The sequence below is a fragment of the Polymorphobacter sp. PAMC 29334 genome (genome assembly GCF_019431245.1).
Lineage (GTDB): Bacteria > Pseudomonadota > Alphaproteobacteria > Sphingomonadales > Sphingomonadaceae > Polymorphobacter_B > Polymorphobacter_B megasporae.
Genome location: NZ_CP080243.1, coordinates 3,494,087 through 3,508,573, shown reverse-complemented (window position 1 = coordinate 3,508,573; position 14,487 = coordinate 3,494,087). Strand labels below are relative to the sequence as shown.

Below are 14,487 nucleotides of genomic sequence, written 5' to 3'. Positions count from 1 at the left end.
GGTTAGGATTGCCGATGACCGATACCCTGACCGACCGCCGCAGTGACACGATCGCCGCGCTCGAACTCCTCGACACGCGACTGCGCTGGCTGTCGTCGTGGACGGTGCACAACGCCAATCACATCCGCCCGAAGCGCGATGGTCTCAAAGTCGGGGGCCATCAGGCGAGTTGCGCTTCGATTACCGCGATCATGAGCGCATTGTATTTCCACGCGCTGCGTCCGCAGGACAAGGTCGCGGTCAAGCCGCACGCGGGGCCGGTGCTCCATGCGATCCATTACCTGCTCGGCTCGCAGTCGCGCGACCAGCTCGAGCGTTTCCGCGGACTGGGCGGCGCGCAAAGCTATCCGTCGCGGACGAAGGACAAGATTCCCGTCGACTTCTCGACCGGTTCGGTTGGGCTGGGTGTGGCGGCGACGGCGTTCACCAGCCTGACGCAGGATTATCTGATCGCGCACGGCGCGCTCGACGCCACCGATGCCGGGCGAATGATCGCGTTGATGGGCGATGCCGAGCTTGATGAGGGCAATATCTACGAATGCCTGATCGAGGGGTACAAGCACGACCTGCGCAACTGCTGGTGGGTCGTCGATTATAACCGCCAGTCGCTCGATCACACCACCGCCGACCGCATGTTCCGCCGCTTCGACGACATCTTCGAAACCTGCGGCTGGCGGGTGCTGACGCTCAAATACGGCAAGCGCCAGCGCGAGGCGTTCGATCGCCCCGGCGGCATCAGCCTGCGCGAGTGGATCGACAACTGCGCCAACGTCGACTTTGCCGTCCTGACGTACCAAGGCGGCGCGGCGTGGCGGTCGCGGCTGACCGCCGATATCGGCGCGAAGCCGCACGTCGCCAAATTGCTCGCGAGCTTCGACGACGCGGCGCTCGCCGACCTGATGACCAACCTCGGCGGCCATTGCATCGAGACGCTGATCGACGCCTTCGACAGCGCCGATGACGAGCGCCCGACGCTGTTCATCGCCTATACGATCAAAGGGTTCGGCCTGCCGCTCGCGGGGCACAAGGACAATCATTCGGGGATGATGAACCCGCCGCAGATTGCCGAATTGCGCGCCAGCCTCGGGATCGCCGAAGGCGACGAGTGGGAGCCGTTCGGCGGGCTGGGCGACAACGCCGCCGCCGACCTCAAGGCGTTCATCGGGCGCAGCGCGCTGGCCCGCCGCGCCGGCGAGCCGCGTGCTCCGGCGGTCCCCATGCCCGCGCGGCTGCCGGTTCCCGACGGCGACGAGCTGTCGACCCAGTCGGCGTTCGGGCGCGTCTTGCTCGATCTCGCCAAGTCGGGCGAACCGGCGTCGCAGGCTTTGGCCGACCGCATCGTCACCACCGCCCCCGACGTCACCCAGACGACCAATCTCGGCGGCTTTGTCAACGCGCGCGGGCTGTTCCGGCGGAGCGAGCTCGGCGATGTCTTTCGCGCGGCGAAGATTCCGTCGGCGCAGCGCTGGTCGGGGCACGCCGCCGGGCAGCACATCGAGCTTGGCATTGCGGAGAACAACTTTTTCCTGATGCTGTCGTCGCTCGGGTTGGCCGGGCCGCATTTCGGTACGCGGCTGATTCCGGTGGGGACAGTCTACGACCCGTTCATCGCGCGCGGCCTCGATGCGCTGAATTACGCCTGCTACCAGAATGCTCGGTTCCTGCTCGTCGGCACGCCGTCGGGGCTGACCCTCGCGGCGGAGGGTGGCGCGCATCAGTCGATCAATCCGCCGCTCATCGGGATCGGCCAGCCCGGGCTGACATATTTCGAGCCCGCCTTCGCCGACGAGGTCGCGCTGCTGATGCGCCACGCCTTCGACCACATCCAGGCCGACGACGGCGGCGCGGTTTATCTCCGCCTCAGCACGCGGTCGATCGCGCAGGAGCCGCGTGTCGACGCCGGGTGGGAGGCCGACGCGATCAAGGGCGGTTACTGGCTGCGGCGACCCACCGGCCCGGCGTCGGCTGCAATCGTCTTCTGCGGCGCAGTCGTCCCGGAAGTGCTGGCGGCGTACGACATTCTCGCGGAGGACATTCCCGGGCTCGGCGTGCTCGCGGTCACTTCGCCCGATCTGCTCCATCGCGGTTGGTCGGCACGGCGAGCGGCGCGCTGGACCGGTGCTTCGCCGGTCGAGTCACACGTCGAAACCTTGCTGTCGGCCCTCGCGCCGCATGCAGGTGTGGTGACGGTGCTTGATGGGTCTCCTTCGGCGCTGTCGTGGATCGGCAGTGTGCGGGGCATGTGCGTCAGCCCGCTTGGGGTCGATCGCTTCGGCCAGACCGGCGATCTGCCCGACCTTTATGCAACGTATCGCCTCGACACCGACGCCATCGTCGACGCCGCTGCAGAGCTGTTTTTGGGGTAATGGTGCGCCCGAAGGGAATCGAACCCCCGACCTGCGGTTTAGGAAACCGTCGCTCTATCCGGCTGAGCTACGGGCGCATCACCTGAATGACTAGGTAGGCCGCCCGCCGTCGTCAACGCGTCGATGGTGAAAGGCCGCCCATTCCGCAGCGACGGAATTCGGCCACGAGTCGCCGTGACAAGCGACAGGTCGAGGTCGACGACCGCCCCGCCCGGCTCGGTCCCCATGTCGAGGAGGACGGTCCCCCACGGGTCGACGACGAGCGAATGGCCATACGTCTCGCGGCCATCGGCATGCACCCCGCTCTGCGCCGCCGCGACGATGAAGGCTCCTGTCTCGATTGCTCGAGCTCGGAGCAGGACGTGCCAGTGCGCCTCGCCGGTGGGTCGCGTGAATGCAGCGGGAACCGCGATGATGGCTGCTCCGGCGTGGGCCAGCGCGGTGTAGAGTGCCGGAAAGCGGACGTCGTAACAGACGCTTAGCCCCATTGCGCCCCACGGGGTCGGGGCAACGACGGCGCGCTCTCCCGGGGCATAAGAATTCGACTCACGGTAGCTATCGCCATTGGCGAGATCGACGTCGAACAGGTGCAGCTTGTCGTAGCGTGCGACGATCTCGCCTGTAGGATCGATAAGGAAGCCGCGATTGACGAGCCGGCCACCGCCTCGGTCGGGACGAAGCGCAAGGCTGCCGAGCTCGACCCAAACCTGGTGATCGCGAGCGGCTGCACAGACCGCTGCAAGCACGATGTCGTCAACTTCGTGCCGGACCAAAGGCGCCGAACGTGCCCGGTCGCGATCGAGCAACCCGCTCATTTCAGGGGTAAAAACGATCTCCGCCCCCTGCTTCGCGAGGTCCGCGATGCCATCGGTCAAGGCACGAGCATTCCCGGCCGGGTCGATTCCAGTCCGCGTCTGCAGTACCCCGATCCGGAGCATGGTCACGCCAGCAGCGGATCGAGCTGGCCGCGGCTATCAAGTGCGGCGAGGTCGTCGCTGCCGCCGATCGCGCGACCATCGATGAATATCTGCGGCACCGTAGTCCGCCCTTCGGACCGCCCGAGCATCTCGGTACGCTTGGGACCGCCCATCGTGATGTCGATCTCCTCGACGTCGACGCCCTTGGATTTCAACAGCTTCATCGCGCGCGCGCAAAACGGGCAGAGGAATTTAGTGTAGACTTCGACCTTGGCCACGTACGCTGCTCCTACCGGCGAGGGTGCAATATGCGGTCAGGCGACCTCGCGTACAACCCGCGCCCACGTCAGCACGCGGACGCTTTTTGCCCCGGCGCGCAACAGCATCCGCGTACACGCTTCGGCGGTCGCCCCGGTCGTCAACACATCGTCGACCAGGACGACGTCGCGACCGCGAATTCGATCGGGATGGGCGACCCGGAACGCCGCGCGAACGTTGGCGGCGCGCTTCCGGCGGCCCATGCCACGGCTCGTCATCGTCGCACGGACCCGGCTCAGCGCATCGACTGAAACTTGGGTGCCCGAGCGGCGACCCGCAGACTGCGCCAGCAACGCCGCCTGATTGAAACCGCGCTTCCATAACCGCCAGCGGTGGAGCGGGACTGGCACGAGAAGCGCGCCCGTCCCAAGCCAGTCACCCCCGGCGCGAACCAGTTGCGGAGCCATGACCTTGACGAGGTGCTGGCGGTCGCCGTGCTTGAAGCCGAGGAGGATTTTACGCGCCGGGCCGCCATAGACCATCGCCGCGCGCGCTGCAGCGTAGCGTGGCGGGGCGTCGAGACAGGCACCGCATCGCGCATTCGCGCCGCGATCGACCTCGAACGGCGTCCCGCAACACGCGCACATCGGCGCGGTGATGAATTCGAGTCCTGTCCAGCACGCGGCGCAGAAATTGCCGTCCGATTCGACGATCTCGCGGCACGCGGGGCAGCGAGGCGGGAGCAGCAGATCAAGCCCGGCAACAGCTAGCCGCCGGACATACCGTGCGAGGTCGGTCAGCTAGAGTCCGATCGCCTTGCGCGCGAACTTGCGGACATCACGGAGCGCCTGGATTGCGGCGGGGGGACGATAACGGCTCTTCGTCAGCTTTTGCAGGCGGACGTCGGGGTCGGGCCGCCAAATCTCGGCCGAGCAGCTGACCGCCATGTACATGCCCTTGCGGACACCCTTGATCGCGGTCACCGGATTCACGTCATGAAGCGCGCGATTTGACTGAAGCGACGCGACCATGAAGTTGCCACGTGCCGGATAGATCTTGTCGATCACCGGGGTGTAATCCTCGACGCGGTAGAGGCGATGCTCGCCGCCGATCATATCGGGGTTGTCGTCGATGTAGACGAGGATCGACACCAGCCGCGTGAGATTGTCGACGTGGACGCCGCCGCCGCCATTGACGAGGCCGTAGTTCAGTTTGCCGATGCCGATATCGAGCCGCGGAAACAGGAACGCTTCCTCTTTGGTGACATTCGAATAGCCGATTAGCTCTTCGCGCTTTTCGTAAGGCTCGGGGCGGATCGGCAGCGTCCGTGGGTCCATCAGCAGGTCGCCGCTAACGACGTATTTTTCGATTTCCGAATCGAACAGTTCGAGGAAGGTCGTCACGAACCCGGTCGAATAGACCCACTCGTGCAGCCGCGCGTACGACGGATCCTCCTCCGTCAGGCGGATATACTCGGGGTCGGGATGGGTAAGGTCGCCATGCATCCGGATCTGCGGACCGAAGCGGTCCTCGGCAGGAAAGCCAGCGTTCAATGCATCATAGTCAACGAGCGTATCGGCGGTCGCGACATGCGGGTACGGTGCGGTAATCACCTCGTCGTGGGCTACGGATCGGATCGCCATGAAGGGCCTTTCGCTCGGTCTGTTCGACGATAATACGTCACTGCTTAAGCAAGTGCAAAGCAACAGCGCCATGCCCTGCGGCTTGGCAGCATCCTGCGCGCGGGGCATGGACCATCATGGACCGATCCCAGACGCTTGCCCCCGCTGCTGCCGAGCCATTCGACCGGGCTGCCCGGCGGCAGCAACGCGGGCGGGCCGACGGAACGGCCGACTTCCTTCGCGCAGCGATCGCCGCCGAATTGGTCGACAGGGTGCAGGCGCTCGACCGGAAGTTCGCTCAAGTCCTTGATATCGGGCGCACTGGCATCACCGGCAGCGACCTTACCGTAGCGCTCGAGCCATCGCCGCAGATGGCGATCCAGCCGATATCGGTCGCCGGTGACGAGGATCGCCTGCCATTTGCCGAATCGAGCTTCGACCTTATCGCGTCGGCGGCGGCGCTTCACGGAGTCAACGACCTGCCTGGCGCGCTGATCCAGGCGCGCCGCGCGCTCCGCCCCGATGGGCTTTTCGTCGCCGGATTCTTCGGCGGCACCAGTTTGAGCGAGCTGCGCGCCGACCTTCTCGCCGCCGAGGTCGAGCTGACCGGCCGCGCGGCCGGGCGAATCCTGCCGATGGTCGACACCGACATGGCCGCAGGGCTCCTCCAACGCGCCGGGTTCGCCGATCCGGTCGCAGAGGTCGATATGATCATGGTGCGCTACGACGATATGTTCGCGGTGCTGCGGGATCTGCGGGCAATGGGTGAGGGAAATATCCTGCACGGTCGAGCTCCGCTCCGACGCGATGTCCTCGCCCATGCGGCGCGGCGGTTTGCCGCGCGCGCTCAGGCTGGGCGCATCGCGGTGACGGTGCAGGTCATCTACCTCACCGGGTGGCGACGCTAGATCAGTGCCGCGAGCAGTCCCAGGAGCGGCCGGTCGGCGGGGGGCATGTCGAGCGCGAACAGGTCATTAGGCCGTAGCCACTGCAGCCGCTGGCCGTCGCGTCCGCGCGCGGTGCCAGACCATTTACGGCAGACGAATAGCAGCAGGACGAGGTGGAAGTCGGCATACGCGTGGCTGGCAAACCCGGCTGGGGCGAGACAGCTCGCGGCGGTATCGATGCCCAATTCCTCGGCGAGTTCACGCACGAGCGCGGTTTCGGGGGTTTCGCCGGGTTCGATCTTGCCGCCGGGGAATTCCCATTGTCCGGCGAGATGCTTTCCCGCCGGGCGTTCCGCGACGAGGATCCGGCCGTCGGGGTCGACCAGTGCAGCGGCGACGACGGTCAGGATGGGCAGGCCGAGCGTGATCGGGGGGCCGGGGCAGTCGAGCTCCACTCTAGCCCGCGCGGCCCATCGCGAGGAACTTTGCCCGCCGCCCGCTCCGCAGCGCGGCCGGAGATTGGGTTTCGAGCGCGGTCAGTTCGGCGGAGATTGCGGTGCCGAGGCGCTGGATCGCGGTCGCCGGGTCGCGGTGTGCGCCGCCGCGGGGCTCGTAGATGATGCGGTCGATGACGCCCAACTTCTTGAGGTCGCTCGCGGTGACCTTCATCGCTTCGGCGGCTTCGGCGGCACGGCTCGGGCCAGCGGGAGCGGGGGCACCGTCGGCGGCGCGATTATCGCCGCGCCACAGGATCGAGGCGCAACCCTCGGGCGAGATCACCGCGTAGACCGCATGCTCGAACATGACGATGCGATTTGCCGTCGCGAGCGCGACTGCGCCGCCCGACCCGCCTTCGCCGACGATCGCCGCGACCATCGGCACGTCGAGGTCGAGACACGCCGCGGTCGCGCGCGCGATCGCCTCAGCCTGGCCGCGTTCCTCAGCGTCGATGCCGGGAAAAGCACCGGGCGTATCGACGAGGGTGACGACGGGCAGGCCGAAGCGCGCCGCCATCTCCATCAAGCGCACGGCTTTGCGGTAGCCTTCTGGGCGTCCCATGCCGAAGTTATGCTTGACCCGGCTCGCGGTGTCCGAGCCCTTTTCATGGCCGATGACCATGACCGAGCGGCCCTTGAGCCGCCCGACGCCGCCGACGATCGCCGCGTCTTCGGCGAATTTGCGGTCGCCGCTGAGCGGGGTGAAGTCCTCGATCAGGGCGGCGACGTAGTCCTTGAAGTGGGGGCGTTCGGCGTGGCGGGCGACGATCGTCTTCTGCCACGGCGTCAGGCGCGAATAGATATCGGCAAGCTGGCGTTCGGCGCGCTCGGCGAGCCGATTGGCTTCGGCGCGTGCCTCGGGCGAACCCTCGGCACGCAATTCGGCGACGCGCGCTTCGAGCTCGGCGACCGGCTTTTCAAATTCGAGGAATGCGACCATCGCTGGCGGTTAACGGGAATGGCCGCCGTGTGCAACGCGGGTCGCTGTGCCGTGACCGATCATCGTCGGTTCAATTCGCTGCAAAGTCGACATCTGCGGAGGCCGATTTTGCGGCAAATCGTGCGCGAAGATCAAATACCTCGACGATCGCACGTCCAAGATTTTCGAATGCAGCGCGACTGCTCGGCGTCGCTATTCGGCGGAAGCAGCGCCGTCGAGGTATCCGTCGCCATCGGCGAGCCGCGACGAGCTTTTGATCGGGACCCCCAGGACACGGAGATAGACGCGTTCGGCGGTGCCATACGCATCCCCCGCAATCTCGGCGAGGATCGTGCGGTTGATCACGGTCAGTGCAGCGCGACGGCCGATCAGCGCGCCCTTCGCCTCAAGGGCTTGGATGGCCACGGTAACGCCAGCGCGGCGAACGCCAAGCATCAGCGCGAGCGCTTCGTGCGTCATCGTAACGTCGTTTGCCTCGAGCCGGTCTAGCGACATCAACAACCAGCGCGCCAGCCGAGCCTCGATCGTCTGGGTCGCGTACGCCAGCGCCGAACTCGCGATCTGAAGCATGAAATTCTGCGCGTAGCCCAACAGATGGGACAATAATGAGGGTCGTGACGTCAGGATCGTGCGCAGCGTCGACGCCGGTATGCGCAGCGCCCGGCCAGGCATCTGGCAGAAGATGTGCATCATCTCGAAGTCAACGCCGTGAAGCGTCGCGACGGAGCACATGCCCTCGCGACCGACGATACCGACCTCGGCCTGGGTGCCGCTTTCGGTGGCGGCGACGACCGACAGGATGCCACCGAGCGGAAACCAGCTGAATTTAACGCGGCTTTCGGGTAACGTCAGTTCGTCGCCCTTGGCGAGGTCGATCAGCGTCAACGACGGCAGCAGTGCCGCGAAGTCATCATCAGCCATCGTTCGGAGCAGATTGTTCTGGAGACGGTGAACATTGGTCATCGAGATGTCGAACCCTGACCGGGTCGACGGATACCCGCCGCAAATGCCCCGTGCAATCTAACGCTCATCAACGGCCGCTTGCCGCTCGATGAACTCTAGCACTGCCGACTTTGCGTCGTCGGTGCGGAACCGGACCAAATCGGGGAAGATGATTAACCAAAAACAATTGCACAAGTGTACCTACAGCTCGTGGAAACGCGCGAGACCCGCAGGTGCCAAGCAAATCGATGAAGATTACGGTCGGCCTGACGCGACGATAACTGCCAAAGCCGCTGATCAAACTCGGTGAACCGCTATTGGTAAACCGCGTATCAAGTTGGTCGCCGACCGCGCCGACGCTTTCGCGCGAAGCCATACTTGCGCAACCGCGGCGTGACCCGTGCCGGCTGTCATTTGAGCACCACTCGGCGTCGATCCATTTGAGACGACCATCGCGGCACTTAACTTCGTCGAACGTCATCGCTCTCTCAATACGCGCGTCGCCATCTTACAAGACAAACGCCGGAGTAGGCTAGTCCAGAGACCCAGTCGTTTCTCGACGCTCACTCCGTCTGTAGCGAAAGTACCACACCTCATGGCCAAGTCGCCGGGCCTTTGCCTCGTAACGGGTTTGCGGCCAGTCACCGGGGCGGACCTGCCAGTCCGCCGCAGCTTCGGCCAGCCACTCGAAATCGTCGCGCTGCGCCATCTGCATTAGCGACCAGCGACAATATATCGCGTGGTCGGTACCGATCCGAAGCTCACCGCCCGGCGCTAGCTTCGCCGCGATCAGGTCGAGCGGTCCCGGGTTGACGAACCTCCGTTTGGCATGACGCGCCTTCGGCCAAGGATCGGGGTGAAGCAGGAAGACCCGCGACAGGCTCGCGTCGGGCAGCCGCTCGAGGACATCGAGCGCGTCTCCCATGTGGAGGCGAACGTTGGTCAAGTCGTGCTCACGGATATGCCCGAGCGCGCCGACAACCCCATTGAGGAACGGCTCGCAGCCGATCAGGCCGACGGCCGGATTGGCCACCGCCTGTGCGGCAAGGTGTTCGCCCGAACCGAAGCCGATTTCGAACCACAACGGGCGCTGCGCATCGGGCGCGTCGCCGAACAAGACGGTCGCGTCGAGCGCCCCGGTCTCGGGAACGCTAAGCGCCGGAAGCGTCGTCTCGACGAGATCTGCCTGGCCGAGACGAAGCTTATGCCCCTGTCGCCGCCCGTACAGGCGGCGCAGCGTTGCCGGATCCGCGCTCAGACCGCCGCCTTGAGCTTGTCGACGAGGTCGAGCTTTTCCCAGCTGAAGCCGCCATCGCTGTCGGGGGTACGGCCGAAGTGGCCGTACGACGCGCTGCGCTGGTAGATCGGCTTGTTGAGCCCGAGATGCTCGCGGATGCCGCGCGGGGTCAGGCGGACGAGGGTCGGCAGGACCGCCTCGATCGTCGCCTCGGGGACCGTGCCGGTGCCGTGGGTGTCGACATACAGCGACAGCGGCTCGGACACGCCGATCGCATAGCTGAGCTGGATCGTGACGCGGCGGGCGAGGCCGGCGGCGACGATGTTCTTTGCCATGTAGCGGGTGATGTACGCCGCCGAGCGGTCGACCTTGGTCGGGTCCTTGCCGCTGAACGCGCCGCCGCCGTGGGGCGATGCGCCACCGTAGGTGTCGACGATGATCTTGCGCCCGGTCACGCCCGCGTCGCCGTCGGGTCCGCCGATTTCGAAGCGCCCGGTCGGGTTGACGTAGATCGCGGTGTCGTCGGTGATGAAGCCGTCGGGGAGGATTTCGTGGAAGACGCCGACGACATAGTCGCGGAGCGTCGCATACTTCCCGGCGTCGCCGCCGGTCTCGCCGTCGCTCTCCCACGGCAGGCAATAATCGACCGCGTGCTGGGTCGAGACGACGAGCGCGGTCGCGCGGACCGGGACTTCGTTCTCATAGGCCAGCGTGACCTGGCTCTTGGCGTCGGGCTCGAGGAACGGGGCCTTGCCCGAATGACGGTCGGCGGCCATCCGCTCGAGGATCTTGTGCGAATAATACAGCGTTGCCGGCATCAGGTCGGGCGTCTCGTCGGTCGCGTAGCCGAACATGATACCCTGGTCGCCGGCACCCTCGTCCTTGTTGCCGCTCGCATCGACGCCCTGCGCGATATGCGCCGACTGGGGGTGAAGGTGGTTTTCGAAGACGAGGTTCTGCCAGTGGAAGCCCGACTGTTCATAGCCGATGCGCTTGACGGTCGCGCGAACCGCGGCCTGGATTTCCTCCTGCGCGCCGTCGGCCCAGTTGCCATGGGTGTCGATCATGCCGAGACCGCGAACTTCGCCCGCGAGCACGACGCGGTTGGTGGTGGTCAGCGTCTCGCAGGCGACGCGGGCATAGGGGTCCTTCGACAGGAAAAGGTCGACGACGGCGTCGCTGATCTGGTCGGCAACCTTGTCAGGGTGACCTTCGGATACGGATTCGCTGGTAAAGATAAACGAGCTGCGCGCCATCGGGGAGCCTTTGTGTATTCAGTCCGGGCGACCGATAATCAGCGTGACGCCCCCGCGCAAGCGTATAAAGCTATCCTTATATCCGACGCCGTGCCGGTCGACCCGCCGTCATCGCACCCGCAACGAGCGCCAACCCGAAGACTAAACTTGTCCAATGCGCGAAGCGTCCGAACAGCGTCGGCGGCAACGGCGGCGGGACGCGGAGCGACAGGGTCGCGGCTTGGTGCGGGCCGATACTGGCGACAATGCGGCCGTACGCGTCGATCATCGCGCTGATCCCGGTCGGCGTGACGCGCGCGATCGGCAGCCCCTCCTCGATCGCGCGGAGGCGCGCCTGCGCGAGATGTTGCGGCGGGCCCCACGCGCCGAACCATGCGTCGTTCGAGATGTTGACGATCCATGCCGGGCGATGGGCTTCGTCGACGACCGCGGCGGGGAAGATGACCTCGTAGCAGATCTGGATGCCTGCCGCCGGGAAGCCGGGCAGGTCGAGCGTGCGCGGTCCGGGACCGGCGAGAAAGTCGATGTCACCCGGCGTCAGGCGCGCGAGGCCGAGGCGCGTCATCAGCGGACGCGCCGGGACATATTCACCGAGCGGCACGAGGTGGCTCTTGTCATAGCGCCCGAGGAGCGTAGCGTTCGCGTCGAGGACGTACAGGCTATTGGTCGCTTCGGCGGGGGTACTATCGGCGTTGCGGATCAAGGCGATGCCGCCGAACAGCAGCAGGTCGCCGGGGCTGAGGATGCTCGCGAGATGCGCGCGGGCGGCTGGATCTTCGTCGACGAGGTCCGACACCGCCGACTCTGACCAGATCGTGATCGACTGCCGATGCGGCTCGGGGCCAAGCGCCACCCGGCTGAGCGCGAGGTATTTTTCGACGTGCGCGGCGGAATCGTCGTATTTCTCGTCCTGCCCGATGTTCGGCTGGATGAGGTGGACGAGCGGACCGTTGGCGGGGAAGGGCGCGGGCAAGGCGAAGCGGGTCAGCAGCGCGATACCGCAGATCGCGGCAAAGCTCGCGACCGCACCGAATGGTTTTTGCGAGGCAACAAATGCTGCGGCGAGGATCATCAATCCCGAGAGGCCCAGCGCACCGATCCATGCCGCCCCGAGCGCTACGCCCCCTGCCGGCAGCCACGCCGCGCCTAGCGGGTTCCACGCGAACCCCGATAGCACATGGCCGCGCAGCCATTCGCACAGCATCCACGCAACGGCGAACATCAGCACGCGGCTGACGCCCGGGCGTGGCCACGCCCGGGCGAGCGCACTCGCAAGCGCGGGATAGATCGCGAGGAACATCGACAGCAGGACGACGGTGACGACACCCATGAACGCGGGCATCGCCGCCTGGTAGGTGAAGGCGGTCGCGATCCAATAGAGCCCGACGGTGAAATGCCCGACACCGAACAGCCAGCCTGCGCCCGCGGCGCTCCGGACCGAGGGGGCTCGATCGAGGGTCCAAAACAGCACCGCGACGCCGATCAGCGTCAGCGGCCACCAGTCGAGCGGGGCGAACCCCAGCGCCGACACAGCACCAGCGGCGATCGGCAGCAGGAGGCGGAGGGCGCGCGGCATCGCGACGCCTCTAGCTGAGCCCCGGCGCGGGGGCTACCCGCGCCAGCGAAACTTCGCGCTGTCCTACGATACCCGAAACGGGATAGTTACGGTGCCGATGACGATCGATTCTCGACCCGGCGCACTTCGCCCTACCCGCCGCTCCGGCGCGGGGACCCGTGCGACTGCACGGGGGGTGCGTTTCGGTTCGACGTGGCGTCAACTTCGTCAACTTCCAAACCCTACAGCCCGGAAAGGCTAGCCTCATGGCCGACTCGCCCGACCCCGCCACCGCCGTCCGCACGATGCTCGACCAGTGGCTGACGCTGTCTGCAGCCGTCGCTGAAAAGACGCTGGCACCCGGCATCGGCACGCCTGCGCCCGTCGACGTCGCGACACGTGCGGATATCGAAGCGCTCGGCGAACGCCTCGGCCGGATCGAGGCGCTGCTCGTCGCGCTCGCCGGGGCGACGCTAAATCGTCCCGCCGGTGGAGCCGAAGCTGCGCCGCCTGCGTTCGTCCCCGCAGCCCAATAAGGAGAATATCATGGCCGACCTTTCGAAGATCACGGAGCATATGAACATCATCGGTGCCGACGGCGTCCATGTCGGGACGGTCGATCACGTCGACGGCGACCGGATCAAGCTGACCAAGGACAGCACGCCTCACAATCACCATCACTGGATTTCGGGCGGCCTCGTCGCCGACATCGAGGGCAACGACGTCCGCCTGTCGGCGAACGGCGATGTCGCTGTGACGTTCGAAGAGGAAAAGTAGCTGGAACCGGCCCCGACTCCCCGCGAGCCGGGGCCGCTCCACGGCTGGATCGTCGTCGACAAACCGCTCGGGCTGAGCTCGGCGCAGGGGGTCGCGGCGGTCAAGCGGATCCTCCGTCAGGCGGGGTATCCCAAGGTCAAGATCGGCCACGGCGGGACGCTCGACCCGCTCGCGACCGGCGTCCTGCCGATCGCGCTGGGTGAGGCGACCAAGCTCGCCGGGCGAATGCTCGACGCAACCAAGGGCTATGCCTTCACCGTCGCGTGGGGCGCAGCCACCGCGACCGACGACCGGGAGGGTGAGATCGTCGCGACCTCAGGAGTTCGTCCTGATAAACCCGCGATAGCCGCCGCGCTTCCCGCCTTTCGCGGGCCGATCGTCCAGACACCGCCCGCCTATTCCGCGCTCAAGGTCGACGGCGAGCGGGCCTACAAACTGGCGCGGGCAGGGGAGACCGTCGTCCTCGCCGAGCGTAACCTGACGATCCACGCCTTCGACCTCCTCGAAGCGCGCGACGACGACGCCGACTTCGCGGTCACATGCTCGAAGGGCACCTACGTCCGTAGCCTCGCCCGTGACCTCGCGATCGCACTCGGAACTGTCGGACACGTCGCGGCGCTCCGCCGGACCCGCGCCGGACCGTTCACCCTCGACGCGGCGATTTCGCTGGACAAATTAGCCGATTTGCTAGAGGCGGGCGATGAACAGGCAATACTGCCGCTGACGGCGGGGCTGGACGACATCCCGGCTCTATCCGTTACGCCCGAAGACGCAGCCCTCCTTCGACAAGGTCGGACGCTCCCCGGGCACCCCGCATCCCACGGGCTGTATCTGGCGACCGACGGACCTGTTCCGGTCGCCCTGGTGGAGGTTTCCTCCATCGCGGTACGGGTCGTGCGCGGGTTCAACCTGACTTGAAGGAGACCCACGATGTCGATCACAATCGAGCGCAAGACTGCGCTGATCGCCGAACACGCCCGCACCACCGGTGACACCGGCTCACCCGAAGTCCAGGTCGCGATCCTGACCGAGCGCATCGCCAACCTGACCGAGCATTTCAAGACCCACGGCAAGGATAACCATTCGCGCCGCGGCCTGCTGATGCTGGTCAACAACCGGCGCTCGCTGCTCGACTATCTCAAGAGCCGCGACACCGCCCGCTACACCGACCTGATCGGCAAGCTTGGGCTTCGCAAGTAATTCGGGACAGGCTCCTTCGGGAGCCTGTTCTTT

The 14,487-nt window shown here is 66.1% G+C and carries 15 protein-coding genes, 1 tRNA gene and 1 pseudogene; 6 read left to right on the top strand and 11 right to left on the bottom strand.

Annotated features, from left to right (window positions below):
* The first annotated feature begins 14 nt into the window (after positions 1-14).
* Positions 15-2,366 carry a transketolase gene (locus tag KZX46_RS20435; RefSeq protein ID WP_219775474.1) on the top strand — a complete coding sequence of 784 codons (2,352 nt, stop codon included), beginning with the start codon at positions 15-17 and terminating at the stop codon, positions 2,364-2,366.
* Here KZX46_RS20435 and KZX46_RS20430 read toward each other — a convergent pair.
* The 5 genes and pseudogenes from KZX46_RS20430 to KZX46_RS20410 all read right to left on the bottom strand — a co-directional run bounded on the left by KZX46_RS20430 (position 2,367) and on the right by KZX46_RS20410 (position 5,184).
* A tRNA-Arg gene (locus tag KZX46_RS20430) sits at positions 2,367-2,443 on the bottom strand.
* Between the two features lie 54 nt (positions 2,444-2,497).
* A pseudogene (locus KZX46_RS20425) lies at positions 2,498-3,304 on the bottom strand (carbon-nitrogen hydrolase family protein); the annotation flags it as partial.
* A gap of 2 nt (positions 3,305-3,306) precedes the next feature.
* The gene (gene grxC / locus KZX46_RS20420; RefSeq protein ID WP_219775473.1) at positions 3,307-3,561 is read right to left on the bottom strand and encodes a glutaredoxin 3; all 255 of its coding nucleotides are present in this window, start codon (positions 3,559-3,561) and stop codon (positions 3,307-3,309) included.
* Positions 3,562-3,597: 36 nt separating this feature from the next.
* Positions 3,598-4,287 carry a ComF family protein gene (locus KZX46_RS20415; protein ID WP_370647560.1) on the bottom strand — a complete coding sequence of 230 codons (690 nt, stop codon included), beginning with the start codon at positions 4,285-4,287 and terminating at the stop codon, positions 3,598-3,600.
* 54 nt (positions 4,288-4,341) lie between these two features.
* Positions 4,342-5,184 (bottom strand): 2OG-Fe(II) oxygenase, encoded by an 843-nt coding sequence (locus tag KZX46_RS20410; RefSeq protein WP_219775472.1) that lies wholly within the window; start codon positions 5,182-5,184, stop codon positions 4,342-4,344.
* A 116-nt stretch (positions 5,185-5,300) separates the two neighbouring features.
* Between KZX46_RS20410 and KZX46_RS20405 the strand changes: the two genes are divergently transcribed.
* A complete protein-coding gene (locus KZX46_RS20405) occupies positions 5,301-6,071 on the top strand; it encodes a class I SAM-dependent methyltransferase (protein WP_219775471.1) in 771 nt (256 codons plus the stop codon).
* Here the strand turns inward: KZX46_RS20405 and KZX46_RS20400 are convergent.
* From KZX46_RS20400 to lnt, 6 genes are all read right to left on the bottom strand, one after another.
* Positions 6,068-6,478, bottom strand: a complete 411-nt coding sequence (locus tag KZX46_RS20400) for a (deoxy)nucleoside triphosphate pyrophosphohydrolase (RefSeq protein ID WP_219777121.1) — start codon at positions 6,476-6,478, stop codon at positions 6,068-6,070. The genes KZX46_RS20405 and KZX46_RS20400 overlap by 4 nt on opposite strands.
* A 28-nt stretch (positions 6,479-6,506) precedes the next feature.
* Positions 6,507-7,487 (bottom strand): acetyl-CoA carboxylase carboxyltransferase subunit alpha, encoded by a 981-nt coding sequence (locus KZX46_RS20395; RefSeq protein WP_219775470.1) that lies wholly within the window; start codon positions 7,485-7,487, stop codon positions 6,507-6,509.
* Between the two features lie 192 nt (positions 7,488-7,679).
* On the bottom strand, positions 7,680-8,450 hold the full coding sequence (locus tag KZX46_RS20390; RefSeq protein ID WP_216708425.1) for a Crp/Fnr family transcriptional regulator: 771 nt from the start codon (positions 8,448-8,450) through the stop codon (positions 7,680-7,682).
* Between the two features lie 511 nt (positions 8,451-8,961).
* On the bottom strand, positions 8,962-9,687 hold the full coding sequence (trmB, locus tag KZX46_RS20385; RefSeq protein WP_219777120.1) for a tRNA (guanosine(46)-N7)-methyltransferase TrmB: 726 nt from the start codon (positions 9,685-9,687) through the stop codon (positions 8,962-8,964).
* Positions 9,684-10,922 (bottom strand): methionine adenosyltransferase, encoded by a 1,239-nt coding sequence (gene metK, locus KZX46_RS20380; RefSeq protein WP_219775469.1) that lies wholly within the window; start codon positions 10,920-10,922, stop codon positions 9,684-9,686. Before metK ends, trmB begins: the two co-directional genes overlap by 4 nt.
* 76 nt (positions 10,923-10,998) lie before the next feature.
* Complete coding sequence (lnt, locus tag KZX46_RS20375) at positions 10,999-12,498, bottom strand: apolipoprotein N-acyltransferase (RefSeq protein ID WP_219775468.1); 1,500 nt, start codon at positions 12,496-12,498, stop codon at positions 10,999-11,001.
* Between the two features lie 245 nt (positions 12,499-12,743).
* Between lnt and KZX46_RS20370 the strand changes: the two genes are divergently transcribed.
* Genes KZX46_RS20370 through rpsO form a run of 4 tightly spaced genes read left to right on the top strand, consistent with a single transcriptional unit; the run spans position 12,744 to position 14,454 of the window.
* A complete protein-coding gene (locus KZX46_RS20370) occupies positions 12,744-13,013 on the top strand; it encodes a hypothetical protein (RefSeq protein ID WP_219775467.1) in 270 nt (89 codons plus the stop codon).
* Positions 13,014-13,023: 10 nt separating this feature from the next.
* Positions 13,024-13,254 carry a DUF2171 domain-containing protein gene (locus KZX46_RS20365; protein ID WP_219775466.1) on the top strand — a complete coding sequence of 77 codons (231 nt, stop codon included), beginning with the start codon at positions 13,024-13,026 and terminating at the stop codon, positions 13,252-13,254.
* Complete coding sequence (truB, locus tag KZX46_RS20360; RefSeq protein WP_219777119.1) at positions 13,255-14,172, top strand: tRNA pseudouridine(55) synthase TruB; 918 nt, start codon at positions 13,255-13,257, stop codon at positions 14,170-14,172.
* 12 nt (positions 14,173-14,184) lie between these two features.
* Positions 14,185-14,454 (top strand): 30S ribosomal protein S15, encoded by a 270-nt coding sequence (gene rpsO, locus KZX46_RS20355; RefSeq protein WP_216708430.1) that lies wholly within the window; start codon positions 14,185-14,187, stop codon positions 14,452-14,454.
* Positions 14,455-14,487 lie beyond the last annotated feature (33 nt).

What these genes read in the sequence shown, in the direction of transcription:
- KZX46_RS20395 (WP_219775470.1), bottom strand. Translation starts at nt 7,487, where the DNA reads ATGGTCGCATTCCTCGAATTTGAAAAGCCGGTCGCCGAGCTCGAAGCG.
- KZX46_RS20370 (WP_219775467.1), top strand. Translation starts at nt 12,744, where the DNA reads ATGGCCGACTCGCCCGACCCCGCCACCGCCGTCCGCACGATGCTCGAC.
- KZX46_RS20365 (WP_219775466.1), top strand. Translation starts at nt 13,024, where the DNA reads ATGGCCGACCTTTCGAAGATCACGGAGCATATGAACATCATCGGTGCC.
- KZX46_RS20410 (WP_219775472.1), bottom strand. Translation starts at nt 5,184, where the DNA reads ATGGCGATCCGATCCGTAGCCCACGACGAGGTGATTACCGCACCGTAC.
- rpsO (WP_216708430.1), top strand. Translation starts at nt 14,185, where the DNA reads ATGTCGATCACAATCGAGCGCAAGACTGCGCTGATCGCCGAACACGCC.
- KZX46_RS20435 (WP_219775474.1), top strand. Translation starts at nt 15, where the DNA reads ATGACCGATACCCTGACCGACCGCCGCAGTGACACGATCGCCGCGCTC.
- metK (WP_219775469.1), bottom strand. Translation starts at nt 10,922, where the DNA reads ATGGCGCGCAGCTCGTTTATCTTTACCAGCGAATCCGTATCCGAAGGT.
- lnt (WP_219775468.1), bottom strand. Translation starts at nt 12,498, where the DNA reads ATGCCGCGCGCCCTCCGCCTCCTGCTGCCGATCGCCGCTGGTGCTGTG.
- KZX46_RS20405 (WP_219775471.1), top strand. Translation starts at nt 5,301, where the DNA reads ATGGACCGATCCCAGACGCTTGCCCCCGCTGCTGCCGAGCCATTCGAC.
- KZX46_RS20390 (WP_216708425.1), bottom strand. Translation starts at nt 8,450, where the DNA reads ATGACCAATGTTCACCGTCTCCAGAACAATCTGCTCCGAACGATGGCT.